This is a genomic window from Paenibacillus sp. MCAF9 (genome assembly GCF_052114265.1).
Classification (GTDB): Bacteria; Bacillota; Bacilli; order Paenibacillales; family Paenibacillaceae; genus Pristimantibacillus.
On record NZ_JBFREL010000004.1, the window covers coordinates 36,873 to 50,256 of the forward strand.

Consider the following 13,384-nt stretch of genomic DNA (forward strand, 5'->3'; position numbering starts at 1 on the left):
TCAAAGCCGCGAGGAATTATTCTTGCGGTTTTTTTGCTTGTTTCGAGCATAATATAGAGGCTTTGGAACTGCATAAAAGAGGAATTAATGTATTTTTTACAAATATCAAGGATCTAACTCCTAGGTATGTTTTTATAAGTAAAATATGGTAAAATCATTACAATCATTTTAGAGCGGGGGAAGTGTATATCGATGGATAATCGCTTGAGAGCCAGCACTGCGCCTATGATCATTACAAACGGAAAGATCGTTTTGCCTGGCCAAATGGATGACGGGGCAATTGCTATTATCGATGGGCGAATAACTGCCGTGCTGCACGATGAACTGGCAATCAGCAATTGGATAAAGCTGCACCCAAAGTCTATAAACATAGATGCAAAGCAGCAGTACATACTTCCAGGCCTAATTGACATTCATTGCGATGCGATTGAGAAAGAAGTGCAGCCGCGTCCCAATACATTGTTTCCTTTGGATATGGCATTGCTGGAGTTTGAACGGAAGCTGCCGGTGCATGGCATAACTACGATGTATCATTCATTATCGCTTGGCGTAGGGCTTAGTTTGCGAGGAGATCATTTGCTAACGGGGATGATTGAGCAGATTAACAGCTACCGCAATAAACGATCGATGATTCGCAATCGAATACATTTGCGCTTTGAGGTATCACATCTGGCAGGCATGCCAATAGTTGAACGTTTTTTGAATGAGAAAGCGATTGATTATATATCCTTTATGGATCATTCGCCCGGGCAAGGCCAATATCGTGAGCCCGGCTCTTTTGAGCGTTATGTAATGAAGAATCAGGGTGTAGGCGTGGTAGAGGTTCGTGCAATTGTTGATAATCTCATTCAGCAAAGGCAACTGGTAAACGGTGGCCATTTGAAGAATCTGAGCAAACTAGCAGCTAAAGCTGGCATAGCCGTTGCCTCACATGACGATGATTCGGTGGAGAAGGTAGATGAGTCGCTTGATTATGGGGTTTCTGTCTGTGAGTTTCCAATTAATATGGTTACGGCAAAATATGCTTCTAAGCGAGGGCTTCGTGTTTGCGTAGGTGCTCCTAATGTTGTTAGAGGCGCGTCTCATGACAACAATTTAAAGGCGGTCGATGCAATTGCTGCTGGCGCTGCCCATATTTTATGCTCAGACTATCATCCATCTTCTATGCTGGCAGCTGTGTTTAAGCTTGCAGATGAAGGGATTGCCGCTTTGCCAGCTGCGGTACGGATGGTCTCATTACATCCAGCGCAGGCATTGGGCGTGGATGGTGACATTGGTTCCATAGAGCTTGGCAAAGCAGCGGATTTAATTATTGTGGATCGTTATGATGGCCTGCCTTGGGTAACAGCTGCCATTATCGGAGGCCAAATTGTTTATTCTGCAGCTGTGCGTTACTGAGACGGATTAGCATGCTCAGAATGATGAAGATGCCTATATAAGGAATCAACCATTCGCTCTTGCTCTAGCTCAGTGGATTGCTGCCAGATCATCTCAAAAAGTACACCAAGCCCCGGCAAAGCACGCTCATCCGCGCCAATTGAGTCTTCAATTACTTCCGATAGATCTTTCGCAGAGTTATCCTGCACACGCATAACGATTGCTTGACGCAGATCAATTTCTTTCAAGCTAAACAGCCTCCTGCCCATTGGGATTTACTTATTTACTATGTCCAGTGCATGCTTCTTTCATCCGAATGAGCAAGCTATGGTATACTGTCTAAATAACTGCAGCAATCATCCGCGTAAGGAGGATTATGTATCGATGGCAAAGAAGCAATACGCAGTAATTGGAATGGGGCGTTTTGGCTCCAGCATTGCAAAAGCTTTGACAGATATGGGCTTTGAGGTATTAGCTATTGACTCGAACGAACAGCGTGTACAAGAAGTCGTTAATTTTGTAACTCATGCGGTATCCGCTGATTCAACGGATGAGGAAGCGCTTCGAGCGCTCGGTATTCGGAATTTTGATGTTGTTGTCGTTGCGATAGGACAGGACATTCAGTCAAGCATTTTGACGACGCTCATTTTGAAGGATTTAGGCGTAAAAACGTTAATCGTCAAAGCTCAAAACGAGCTTCATGGTAAAGTTGTAGGCAAAATTGGTGCCGATAAGGTGGTTTTTCCTGAACGGGATATGGGCCTGCGCGTTGCGCATCATCTTGTGTCGCCTAACATTCTCGATTATATCGAGATATCAGACGATTATAGCATCATTGAAATTAAAGCTCCCGAGCCAATGATTGGACAAAGCTTGAAGAAGCTCGATATTAGGGCGAAGTATAAATGTAATGTTATGGCTATCAAAACGGGCTCTACCATGAACATCGCTCCATATGCGGACGATTTAATTGGCAGGGATGATATTCTTGTTATTGTAGGTAAAAACTCAGATCTAACAAATTTAGAAATTGCATATTCGGAAGGTTAAATCAAACTATGAATGAAAATTTTGATTCTTTGCTATCATCTGTACAAAATGACAGAGTCAAGCAGTGGGCATCGCTGCTAGACAAAAAATACCGTGATCGCAGCGGCCAATTCCTAATTGAAGGCGTTCATCTCGTATTGGAAGCGCTGAGAGGTACAGCAAAAGTAACGACGATTGTTTATGATGCAGAACGTGGTATTCCCGCAGAGCTTAAGCTGGAGCGAGAAACGAATGATACGGAGGCAACACTCGGTTTGGAGTGGGTTCAAGCTTCACGATCGGTCATGTCAAAATGCACAGGAACGGATACGCCTCCACCTGTATTTGCTATTTTGTCAAAGCTGTCCGTACATAAAGAGGCATTATATCGCAAAAACGGGCTTGTCGTTGTGCTTGACGGCGTACGAGATCCTGGAAATGCGGGAACGATCATCCGCAGCGCGGATGCGGTTGGCGCAGATGCTGTTATTTTGGGCAAAGGCTGCGTGGACCTCTACAATCCGAAAACCGTAAGATCTACGATGGGTTCTTTATTCCATCTGCCTATTATAGAAGCGGATTTAAAAGAACTGCTGCCCGAAGCGAAAGCAAAAGGCATGAAGCTTATTGGGACAAGCCTACAAGCAGAGCATACCTGCTATGGCTACGACTGGACACAGTCAACATGGCTGCTGATGGGCAGCGAATCAGAAGGACTGTCTCCTGAAGTTCGCGCGCTCGTGGACGAATCGGTCATTATTCCGATGGTTGGACAAGCAGAGTCGTTAAATGTAGCGATGGCAGCAACGGTTTTGCTTTACGAAAGCTTGCGTCAGCGAGCTTATAACAAATAAATACAAATAAATATCGAGATCAAAAAAAGGCTGTTACAAGGTTATTACCTTGTGACAGCCTCTCGTTTTTCACGCTAGCTTATTGGATAACCCCACAAGCGATACGATTGCCAGAATTTCCGGATGGATCGGTAACATAATCATCTTCTTTTTCATGGATGATAATGGATGTGCCGCCGTCCTTTAATAAGGAATTTGGTTTGCCTTTCAAGAGCGTCACATCGCTGCTTACGATATCAGCCTTCACTTTGCCATCGGCGCCTACCGTAATATTGGGGAGGTCACCGTTATGGTAGCCTTTTGGATTGTTAAAGCCATGCTGCTTGTTCACTGGATTGAAATGAGCTTCAGCTGTTTTGAAATCAGGAGTATCGCATTTTCCCATGCTGTGAAAGTGAATACCGTGCTTGCCTGGAGGAAGCTTCTCCGCTTCAATGTGCAAATATACTTTGTCAGCTTTTTGGGTGAGCTGAGCGGATCCAATATTTTGGCCTTCGCTGTTAATTATAGTGACAAGTACTCCAGCAGGTTCAGCATTTGGATTTGGATGTGCTAATACAATTCCAAATGTTTGGGTCAGGAATAGCAGACAGACTAACATAGATATTTTTCTCATCGTATTCTCCCATTCATCATGTTTTTGTTTTTGACCGCATAGAAAACGGCAATATGCTTATAGTGTGCAAAATGATTACTTTTATACATAAAAATCCAAATGGAGGAATGAGTATTAATATTAGAAGGTTCCTTGAAGAGGATATAAGTGAGGTTGTTTCCCTATTCTATGAAACGGTGCATGAAGTAAACAAACAACATTATTCACAAGATCAGCTTAACGATTGGGCTCCACAAGATGAGACAGACCAAAAAATCGAAGCTTGGAAGGAATCCATGGTTCGAAATATTACTTTTATCGCTGAGAACAGCAGTCAAATTGTAGGATTTGCTGATATGACCTATGGAGGGGAGCTGGATCGAATGTATGTCCATAAGTATTATCAGAGAAGAGGCGTAGCTTCAGCCCTATTGAAAAAACTTGAAGCTGAAGCTGGCCGACTAGGGGTAAATGAGATAAAAACAGTTGCGAGCATAACAGCAAAACCATTTTTTGAACGTCATGAATACCGGGAAGTCGAGTCACAAGTTGTGGAACGGAGAGGTGTGAAATTAAACAATTTTAAAATGATCAAAAAGCTGTAAAGCTACACCCCAAGATATGTAAATCTATCCATATATAAGCATACTTCACAATGTCATCTTCGACATCATGTACGCTTACTCCTTGTAAATACAAAATTTGGTTTGGCTATTGCAATAACACTTGGCCTTATGTTATTTTAAAAAGAATGAATGAAAGGGAGGTGAAGTAGGTGAATCACGAAATGGTCAATAACCGTATTAGCCAGCTGCCGATTGCTATGGCTGGCATTGTTCATACATTTTCCGCGAACGGGAGAGGTCTGTCCAATTATGCTCATACGATTAAACCATTCGCGAGAAGACGCCTACTTTAACCACTACGGATAGCTTTACCATCCGAAGGGTCGCAGGCTTGTTGCTGCGGCTCTTTTTTTGTTGTGTTTGAGAGTCAGGGTCTTCATCTAACAGGAGGCTCTTCACATGATTATTGTTAATATACAGGAAATAAAGAAATACCACGCCGCAAATCTGATATTTGATGGACTAACGCTGCAAATACAAGCAGGCGAGAAGATCGGGTTGATTGGCCGCAACGGAAGCGGAAAATCGACATTGCTTCGCCTAATTTCAGGTCATGATCAGGTAGATGAGGGAATGCTTACGGTACAGAAGGAGCTGGCAATCGGATATCTGCCGCAGACACCTGCCGAATTTGATAAGCTGACCGTGTATGAAGTTTTGGCTTATGGCTATCAAGAATTAATGGCGTGCAAGCATCAGATGACGCAGATGGAAATAGAGATGTCGAGTCCGCAAATGCTTGCTGATTCAGCTGCTTTGGAGCGTTTGCTGAAAACATACTCGCTGGCTCAGGAAAGGTTCGAGAGAAGCGGCGGTTATGAGATGGATACGGCAATTGAGCAGGTCGCAACGGGCTTGCGTATCGATCGAGCTGTTTATTCACGAAGCTTTGGCAGCCTGTCCGGCGGTGAGAAAACGCGGATTGCACTTGCCTCCCAGTTGATTGTCCGACCGGCTTTGCTGCTGCTTGATGAACCTACGAACCATCTGGATTTGCGGGGGATGGAGTGGCTGGAGCAATTTATTCAGCAATATGATGGCGCATGTGTCATTGTATCGCATGATCGTTATTTTCTTGATGAGGTGTGCTCCAAAATAATCGAGCTTGAGGACGGTACAGCACAAACCTTTCTTACAAACTATAGCGGATATGTGAAGGAGAAAGAGGAGCTTCTCTTGCAGCAGTTTGCGAATTTTCAAGAGCAGCAGAAGCAGATAAAGAAGATGAAGGAAACGATTAAGCGCTTGGAGGAATGGGGGCGTATCGGCGACAATGAGAAGTTTTTTAAACGCGTCGCTTCCATGCGCAAAGCTTTGGAAAAGCTGGAAATGATTAAACGACCAGTTCTTGATCCGAAGACCGCTGATTTCGAGCTTACAGCGCTTGATCGCTCTGGTCGTAAGGCAATTACCTTTGAGAATGTAACTAAACAATTCGGTGATCGGGTTATTTTGAAAAAAGCTGAGGGCAGCTTGTTCTATGGTGAGAAGGTTGTGCTGGTTGGGGACAATGGCTCAGGCAAAACGACGTTGTTTAAAATGCTGCTTGGCGAGCTTCAGCCAGATGATGGACAGCTAGTCTTAGGAGCCCGTCTTCATATCGGCTATTTGGCTCAAGAAGAGAAGGTTGACGATAAGCAGCTCAGCGTACTTGAATTTTTTAAAACGGAGGGCGGTTTAGAGGAAGGCGAGGCAAGGAATATACTGGCTAGCTATTTGTTTTACGGAACGGATGTATTTAAACCGCTTCATTTGCTGTCAGGCGGGGAATGGTCACGCCTTCGCCTCGCGCTGCTTATTCGCAAAAAACCGAACTTATTGCTGCTGGATGAGCCAACGAATCATCTTGATGTCAGCTCCCGCGAGGCGCTGGAGGAAGCTTTGGAAAACTATGATGGAACGGTGCTGGCGATCTCGCATGATCGGTATTTTATCAATCGGCTGGCTAAACGAGTTTGGGAGCTTAATGAGGGAGCCATTCACACTTACTTGGGCAATTATGATGACTTTAAGTCGAAGCGGAAGCCTTATAAAACGAACGAGAACAATGTTACCGTTAAAACAGATTATGTTGTGCGAGATCCGAGGAAATTAGCTGAGCGTACGAAGCCGAAACATGGTGGAAGAGTGGAGCGTACGAAGGAGCAGCTGGAACAAGAGATTGCGAGGCTTGAAGCAAGCCTGCTAGAGGGCAATATGGAAATGGAGCAAGTCGCGGAAATGGATGATCCAGCTGCGCTTGAATCCATTTGGAATTTGCAGGAGGAACGGCAAAAGCAGCTGGATCAGCTAATGGAAGTATGGTTGGAACTATAATTCATAAAATGCTGATAAACTAAAGCGAATACAGATCAATATTTATTGTTTTATGATGGATTTTAAGATAGCTGTACAGGATTTGATTCTGAAAAAGCCAACGGATTAGCCTTCCTAATCCGTTGGCTTTTTCTATGTATTCTCATCTTTCTAATTTTAATAGACCCTTCCTAAATAAGATATGGTAAACTAAAAGTTGGAAACGTCAAGTCCGAGGGAGTGAAGTCATGGAACAGTTGATCGGGAAAAAAATGAAATATGATATTTTGAACGCTTATGGCGTTACGATTGTACCTGCTGACTCTGTTCTGACTCGTGAATCAATACAAATATTAATAAACCATCGGATAGATTTATCATCGATTGCCCTTGCTTATGAGGATAAGCCGATTCAGCAACCAAGCATTCAAATTGGTGAGCTTGTTCAGCAAACGGTGAATATCTCAAAAGAGCTCTTTGAATCGATATTAGTATCACGTAAGGTCCCGTTAATGGAGATTCGCAATGAGGTGCTGCCAGCTATTTTGCAGCTATCCAAAAATCAGGATATTTTCGAATTATTCGAAGCGGTGAAGGCCAAGGATGATTATGTATATGAGCATAACGTAGGTGTGGGCGTCATATCGACGCTTATCGGAAGATGGATGAATCTGGACAATTCAGAGCTTTCGATTTTGTCGCTTGCTGCTACCCTGCATGATGTTGGCAAAGTAAAGCTTCCGCTAGAGGTTTTAAACAAGCCGGGCAAGCTGAATGAGGTTGAATTCCAATTAATTAAGAAGCATACCATTTACGGTTATGAGCTGCTCAAGGGTACGACGGGCTTAAGCCTCCGAATCGCTCGCGTTGCGCTTCAGCATCATGAACGCGAGGACGGGAACGGCTATCCACTCGGACTGAAAAAGGAAAATATCGATTTATTCAGCTCTATCGTAGCAGTTGCGGATATTTTTCATGCGATGTCCTCCAAGCGTCCTTATCACGAGCCATTATCCTTTCATGAAATTGTAAATCAGATGACAGATGGGAAGTTTGGCGTTCTTAACCCGCAAATTATATCGGTATTTATTGAAAACCTGATGAAGCGATTAGTCGGCAAACAAGTGCTTCTGACGGATGGCCGAGAAGGCGAGGTCGTGTACATCAATCCGCACAATATTGAGACGCCTCTTATCAAGCTGGCAGATTATTTCTTGGATTTAAGCCAGGAGAGAAATATACATATCAAATCTATTATCGCTTAAAATATACCATCCTAAGTGCTGCTAACCAACATCTGTTGACTAGCAGCATTTTTTTTGTATGAAGTATGTGTATTTCTACGATTATGCTCCATTGCCCCTTTTGAAAAGGGTAGATCTAGCCACTCTGTTTGGCTGTTTTTTTTGCTATAGTACAATTATTAACCGGAGGTGCCTGCATGCGATCGGGTCTTAGCAATCCTTTGACAAAATTGAACATAAAGCAGCAATTGATACTTTTGTTTCTCGTGATGGTGAGTCCGATTTTTCTACTGCATTGGTACGGCAATATGAAAGCAGAGCATTTGCTCAAAAACCATGTGACGAGCGCATATGTGGAGCTCATTAAACAAAACGATACCGTCATTAATCGTGACATGGATACGATCAGCAAAATAACGACGACGATTATTCAAAATCCAATTACGCAGCAGCTTGTGCCTACAGGGGCTGAAACGGTGATTGAAAGAGTGCGGAAATACGATAAGGTCGACAAGCTGCTTGCGAGTAATTCGATTCCTCTAAATGGAGGAGAAGCCGTATATTATTCGCTGTATATTTATGACCCAAATGATTACTATTTTTTTGCACCGAAGCGTCAGTTGACACAAACCGGGGTTTATTTTTTCTCCGATGCAGAGAAGCCAAGCTGGTACGATGATGCGGTCAGTTATAAGAGCAAAGGTTACATGGAAATTATTGATTCAAATGTAGGGTTATCGCAGATCAGCACGCTTGCTTATATTCGTGCCGTTAGCAATGTATCTTTTGGAAACGGTATCATTGGCGTTTTGGTCGCAACAAAGATGGATATGAAAATTAGTGAATCGCTGAAATCCGTTTCACTGCCAGACGGCAAGATCATGTTTATGGATTGGTCGAACCGCGTGCTCGCAGCGACTGATTCAAGTCTGATGGGGAAGACGTATGTACTGCCGCCTGCAACAGAGATTAAGGATGGGATGGAAGCGGTCGGCACTTTTGATGTCATGACCTCTGATTACATCTATGTGGTCAATTATAACCGCAACTTGAACAATAAACTTGTCTATCAAATTCCGATCAGCTCGCTATTAAAGCAGCAAAGCGAGCTCAAGCATGTCATCCAGCTCATTTCTATTGCTTATATACTGTTCGGCTGCGTCGTTGTTGTTTATTTCTGGCGCTCGCTTATGACGCCGCTTCAGAAGCTGGCGCAGTTTGTTCGCACCTATGAGCCAGGCAGGCTAGTGCCGGAGACGCCGGGAAAAGGCCGGAATGACGAGGTCGGCGTACTCTTTGCCGCTTTGTATGACATGGCCCGTAGGCTGAATGTGCTCATTCATTATAAATACCATATGGACATCAAGCAGAAGGAGTCGCAGCTCCAGCTGCTTTACCAGCAAATTAATCCACATTTACTGTACAACACGCTTGAGAGTATTTACTGGAAGAGCTCGCTTGAAGGCAATGCGGAATCCGCAGAAATGATTAAGGACTTATCGAAGCTGATGAAAATTGGCCTTAGCAGAGGAAGAGAGCTCATTCTGCTGGACGAGGAGCTTGAGCATGCATCCGCTTACGTCARCTTGCAGCAGAAGCGATACAAATATGAGTTTCAAGTGCACTGGAACATTTCCGATGCCGCAAGAATGATTATGATTCCAAAAATATCGCTGCAGCCGCTTATCGAAAATGCGATTATCCATGGCGTTAAATTTATGGGTGAGGATGGCGAAATCCAAATTTCGGCCGTAGTTGAGGGCGAGCGGGTTACGATCAAGGTGGAGGACAACGGACATAAGGAAGTTGATTATGCCTCAATTGAGCGATTATTAAGCAATGACAAGTCAGATCATAGTTTAGGATATGGGATTCGTAACATCCAACAACGAATTCAGCTTCATTTTGGCAATGGATATGGAATGAGCTACAAGCGCGGGGACAACGGCGGCACGACGGTGACGATTATTTTGCCAACGAGCTATGATGAGACAAAGTGAGCATTGGAATGCGGACGGGAGGAAGATAAATGTACAATATATTGATCGTAGATGACGAGCCTTTAATATGTGAGGGTTTATGCAGTTTATTGTCTGCTTCCGGCATTAGTTTAGCAAATGTTTATATGGCGCACAGCGGATATGAAGCGCTCGATTATTTGAGAATTGAAGAAATTGACCTGCTGATCACAGATATTCAAATGGGTTCGATGAATGGAATTGAGCTAATGCATCAGGCTAAGCTGCTGAAGCCTTGGGTTCAGACAATCATTATTTCCGCTTATGAAACCTTTCAATATGCTCAAATGGCGATTCGACTCGGTGCAAAGGACTATATGATTAAACCGCTTAATAACGATCAATTTCTGGATTCCGTCCGAAATGTGCTGCTCAAAATGAATAAGCCTGCAGCAACGGAGGATCAGTTCTTATCCAAGCTGCAAGAGCATTTCCATATGGAGGAGCCGCTCCCGAAGCGAACGGAGCTGTTTAATCAGCTGCTGTCAAGCTCCGAGGAGACACCCGAGGAAATAGCGAAGAAGCTGTATGAGCGCTACGCAATCAAGCTGAACGGGCCTTATTATGCGGTCATTAAGCTGCGCCTGAATTTATCGGATAAGGATCGGCAGATCCAAAGTAGGGATGCACTGCTGCTGCAATATGCTGCATTGAACATTGCGAACGAGCTGCTGGATAAGGAATGGAATCATGTGGCCTTCTATTCCCCCAATCAGGAGATTAGTGTACTTATTCAATGGGACGAGAACGAGTTTGGAGAAGCTAGTGTCAACAAAATTAATCAATTGGATATGATCGGGCGCAGCCTCCATTACAACATTCATAAATTTATCGGGCTGCACTGTGTCATTGGCATTAGTCAAATTGTGCGGGGCATTGGTTTCGTGGGCATGCTCAGCGAACAAGCGCGCAAAGCGATCTTGTGGAACCGTGAGCATCGTGATCATTATGTGTTTTATTACGGTGATTTTAATTGGAGCACCTATACGCAGGACCCTACTGCCGAAGAGCTAAGCGAACAGAATAGCCTCATTGTAGAGAAGTCGAAGGCATATATCGATCGCAACTTTGCTCAAAAGGGACTGACGCTGCATGAGGTCGCACAGAAAAATCATGTCAGCCCGAATTACTTAAGCTATTTGTTCAAGAAGGATACAGGCTATAACTTATGGGAGTATGTAATCAAGCTTCGAATGGAGGAGAGTCGGAAGCTTATTTTGTTTACCGATTTGCGAAGATACGAGATTTCAGAGCGCGTCGGCTACGAATCTCCGGAGCATTTTAGCAAAATATTTAAAAAATATTATGGGATGAGCCCAAGCGAGCTTAAGAAGGACGAGAAGAAATAAGAAGAAGTAAAAATAGCTATCATTGTCTTAGATTTGCACATTACCAGTTAGCCGCCTTGCTTCTAGAATGGTATAGAGCAATAGAAAAGAAATGAGGGAAACTCAGATGGAACAATCCGTTGTAGTAGGCGAGCCGCTCGATAGAAAGGTGCAGAGGAAGGCTGGCAGGTGGAAAAGACATATTTCGGGCTATTTGTTTCTGCTGCCCGCAGCTATTATTTTTATTTTATTTTTGTGGGTGCCGATCACGAAAGGCATTATTTACAGCTTTTACACGATCGATTTTGTAAAGGGAAATACGTTCGTGGGGTTTGATAACTACAAGACGATTTTTAACGATCCTGATGTATGGATTGGTGTCAAAAATACGCTGTATTACATGTTTTTATGTATGGTTATCGGCTTTTGGGTTCCTATTCTGTTTGCAATCGCAATATCAGAGCTGCGTCGCTTTCAAGGCTTCGTTCGCGTGGCGGCATATTTGCCGAACGTCGTGCCTGCTGTTGTGTTATACGGCTTATGGAGATGGTTCTATGATCCGGTAGGTCCGATTAACGGATTGCTGACGGAAGCGGGGCTTGACCAAATAGCCTTCCTAACGAATAGAAGCTGGTCAATGATTTCGCTTGTCGTCATGGAAACATGGCAGCAGTTCGGTTCAGGCATGCTCATTTATTTGGCTGCTGTTCTTAGTATCCCGCGGGACTGGTATGAGGCGGCAGAAATTGATGGCGCAGGCATATTCCGCCGTATCTGGCATATTACGCTTCCGTCGATTCGCGGCTTGATTCTGCTTCTGTTCCTCTTGCAGTTGATTGCAACGACGCAAGGTTTCCAATCTCAGCTGGCCTTGCTTGACGGCGGTCCGAACAAAGCAACGCTCACTTACTCGCTGTTTATCGTCAAATATGCATTTACGAAGCTTGATTACGGGGTAGCCTCTGCGCTGGGTGTACTTATGTTCGTCGTCCTTGGCGGATTGGCACTTTTACAATTCAGGCTGAACAACAGGGGGGCGAGCAAGTGATGAAGAGCTTAGACAGAGGGATATTATCCAGTCACGATTTGCGCAGAAATAAAAACAAGGTAGGGTTTCTGCTTATAATTCTTGTCATTATTGCAATGGTTGCCTCGATGCTTTATCCCATTGCTACTGCATTGTTTAACGGTTTGAAAGCAAACACCGAAGTGAACTCGTTTCCGCCGCACTTTTTGCCATCGGAGTGGCATTTCGACAACTACCGAACAGGCTGGAATTTTATTAATCTGCCGCAGTTTTTGAAAAACACGCTTATGATTTTTGGCGGCAACATGATTATGACCATCGTCGTGCTTGGTTTAGCAGCCTTTAGCCTATCCAAGCTTAATGTTCCGTATCAGAAGGGAATCTACTTTTTTTTCATGATTACACTTTTTATACCGCCGAGCACTTATATCATTCCGAACTTTCTTAATCTGAAGGATCTTGGGTTGCTTAATACGTATGCGGCTTTCTGGCTGCCTGCCAGTGCGAGTGCATTCTATCTGCTGCTGCTTAAAAATTTTTTCGATGGTATCCATCATGAAATGATTGAAGCGGCTCGAATCGACGGCGCGTCGGACTGGAAATGCTTCAGCCTAATCGCGATTCCGCTTTCCATTCCTATTTTCTCCACGCTCGCAATATTTGTTTTCTCAACGGCATGGAACGATTGGTTCTGGCCTTCGCTTGTGATGCACAGCGATAAGAAATATCCACTTGCGACAGCCGTATATAAATACGTCATTAGTGCGCAAAGGCTCAACCTGAACATTCGTTTCGCGATCCTTACGATGGTGATGCTGCCGCCGATTCTCGTGTTTCTGGCGTTCCAAAAGTTCATTATGCGCGGACTTCATCTTGGCGGGGTTAAGGGATAAGCAGTTCGTAGACATACACATGATCGGAATAAGAATACACCTCGCCCAAATGAAAACGTCTCCTTTATGATGAGGATGTAGTGAAAATACGAATGGTG

Annotated in this window: 13 protein-coding genes; 11 read left to right on the forward strand and 2 right to left on the reverse strand. The window is 44.0% G+C overall.

Going from position 1 to position 13,384, the window contains the following annotated elements; genetic code table 11:
* Positions 1-192 precede the first annotated feature (192 nt).
* Positions 193-1,398, forward strand: a complete 1,206-nt coding sequence (locus AB4Z45_RS08115; RefSeq protein ID WP_441908645.1) for an alpha-D-ribose 1-methylphosphonate 5-triphosphate diphosphatase — start codon at positions 193-195, stop codon at positions 1,396-1,398.
* Here the strand turns inward: AB4Z45_RS08115 and sspI are convergent.
* Positions 1,392-1,625 carry a small acid-soluble spore protein SspI gene (gene sspI / locus AB4Z45_RS08120; protein WP_144376885.1) on the reverse strand — a complete coding sequence of 78 codons (234 nt, stop codon included), beginning with the start codon at positions 1,623-1,625 and terminating at the stop codon, positions 1,392-1,394. The genes AB4Z45_RS08115 and sspI overlap by 7 nt on opposite strands.
* Before the next feature lie 79 nt (positions 1,626-1,704).
* Here sspI and AB4Z45_RS08125 point away from each other — a divergent pair, with 79 nt between their 5' ends.
* On the forward strand, positions 1,705-2,427 hold the full coding sequence (locus tag AB4Z45_RS08125) for a potassium channel family protein (RefSeq protein WP_076271060.1): 723 nt from the start codon (positions 1,705-1,707) through the stop codon (positions 2,425-2,427).
* An 8-nt stretch (positions 2,428-2,435) separates the two neighbouring features.
* The gene (locus tag AB4Z45_RS08130) at positions 2,436-3,260 is read left to right on the forward strand and encodes a TrmH family RNA methyltransferase (protein WP_441908647.1); all 825 of its coding nucleotides are present in this window, start codon (positions 2,436-2,438) and stop codon (positions 3,258-3,260) included.
* A gap of 79 nt (positions 3,261-3,339) precedes the next feature.
* On the opposite strand, the gene AB4Z45_RS08135 is transcribed toward AB4Z45_RS08130, so the two are convergent.
* The gene (locus AB4Z45_RS08135; protein WP_441908648.1) at positions 3,340-3,876 is read right to left on the reverse strand and encodes a superoxide dismutase family protein; all 537 of its coding nucleotides are present in this window, start codon (positions 3,874-3,876) and stop codon (positions 3,340-3,342) included.
* A gap of 113 nt (positions 3,877-3,989) precedes the next feature.
* On the opposite strand from AB4Z45_RS08135, the gene AB4Z45_RS08140 reads away from it, so the two are divergent.
* From AB4Z45_RS08140 to AB4Z45_RS08175, 8 genes are all read left to right on the forward strand, one after another.
* Entirely contained in the window at positions 3,990-4,460 is a 471-nt protein-coding gene (locus AB4Z45_RS08140; protein WP_441909073.1) for a GNAT family N-acetyltransferase, read from the forward strand.
* 170 nt (positions 4,461-4,630) lie between these two features.
* Positions 4,631-4,774 (forward strand): hypothetical protein, encoded by a 144-nt coding sequence (locus AB4Z45_RS08145; RefSeq protein ID WP_179089924.1) that lies wholly within the window; start codon positions 4,631-4,633, stop codon positions 4,772-4,774.
* Between the two features lie 106 nt (positions 4,775-4,880).
* Complete coding sequence (abc-f, locus tag AB4Z45_RS08150; protein WP_441908650.1) at positions 4,881-6,797, forward strand: ribosomal protection-like ABC-F family protein; 1,917 nt, start codon at positions 4,881-4,883, stop codon at positions 6,795-6,797.
* A gap of 227 nt (positions 6,798-7,024) precedes the next feature.
* On the forward strand, positions 7,025-8,041 hold the full coding sequence (locus AB4Z45_RS08155; RefSeq protein ID WP_441908652.1) for an HD-GYP domain-containing protein: 1,017 nt from the start codon (positions 7,025-7,027) through the stop codon (positions 8,039-8,041).
* Between the two features lie 176 nt (positions 8,042-8,217).
* On the forward strand, positions 8,218-10,020 hold the full coding sequence (locus AB4Z45_RS08160; RefSeq protein WP_441908653.1) for a sensor histidine kinase: 1,803 nt from the start codon (positions 8,218-8,220) through the stop codon (positions 10,018-10,020).
* 29 nt (positions 10,021-10,049) lie between these two features.
* Positions 10,050-11,387 (forward strand): response regulator transcription factor, encoded by a 1,338-nt coding sequence (locus AB4Z45_RS08165; protein ID WP_441908655.1) that lies wholly within the window; start codon positions 10,050-10,052, stop codon positions 11,385-11,387.
* 106 nt (positions 11,388-11,493) lie between these two features.
* Positions 11,494-12,414 carry a carbohydrate ABC transporter permease gene (locus AB4Z45_RS08170; protein ID WP_441908656.1) on the forward strand — a complete coding sequence of 307 codons (921 nt, stop codon included), beginning with the start codon at positions 11,494-11,496 and terminating at the stop codon, positions 12,412-12,414.
* Positions 12,414-13,286, forward strand: coding sequence for a carbohydrate ABC transporter permease (locus AB4Z45_RS08175; RefSeq protein ID WP_076271011.1), 873 nt, complete (start codon positions 12,414-12,416; stop codon positions 13,284-13,286). Before AB4Z45_RS08170 ends, AB4Z45_RS08175 begins: the two co-directional genes overlap by 1 nt.
* The last annotated feature ends 98 nt before the right edge of the window (positions 13,287-13,384 follow it).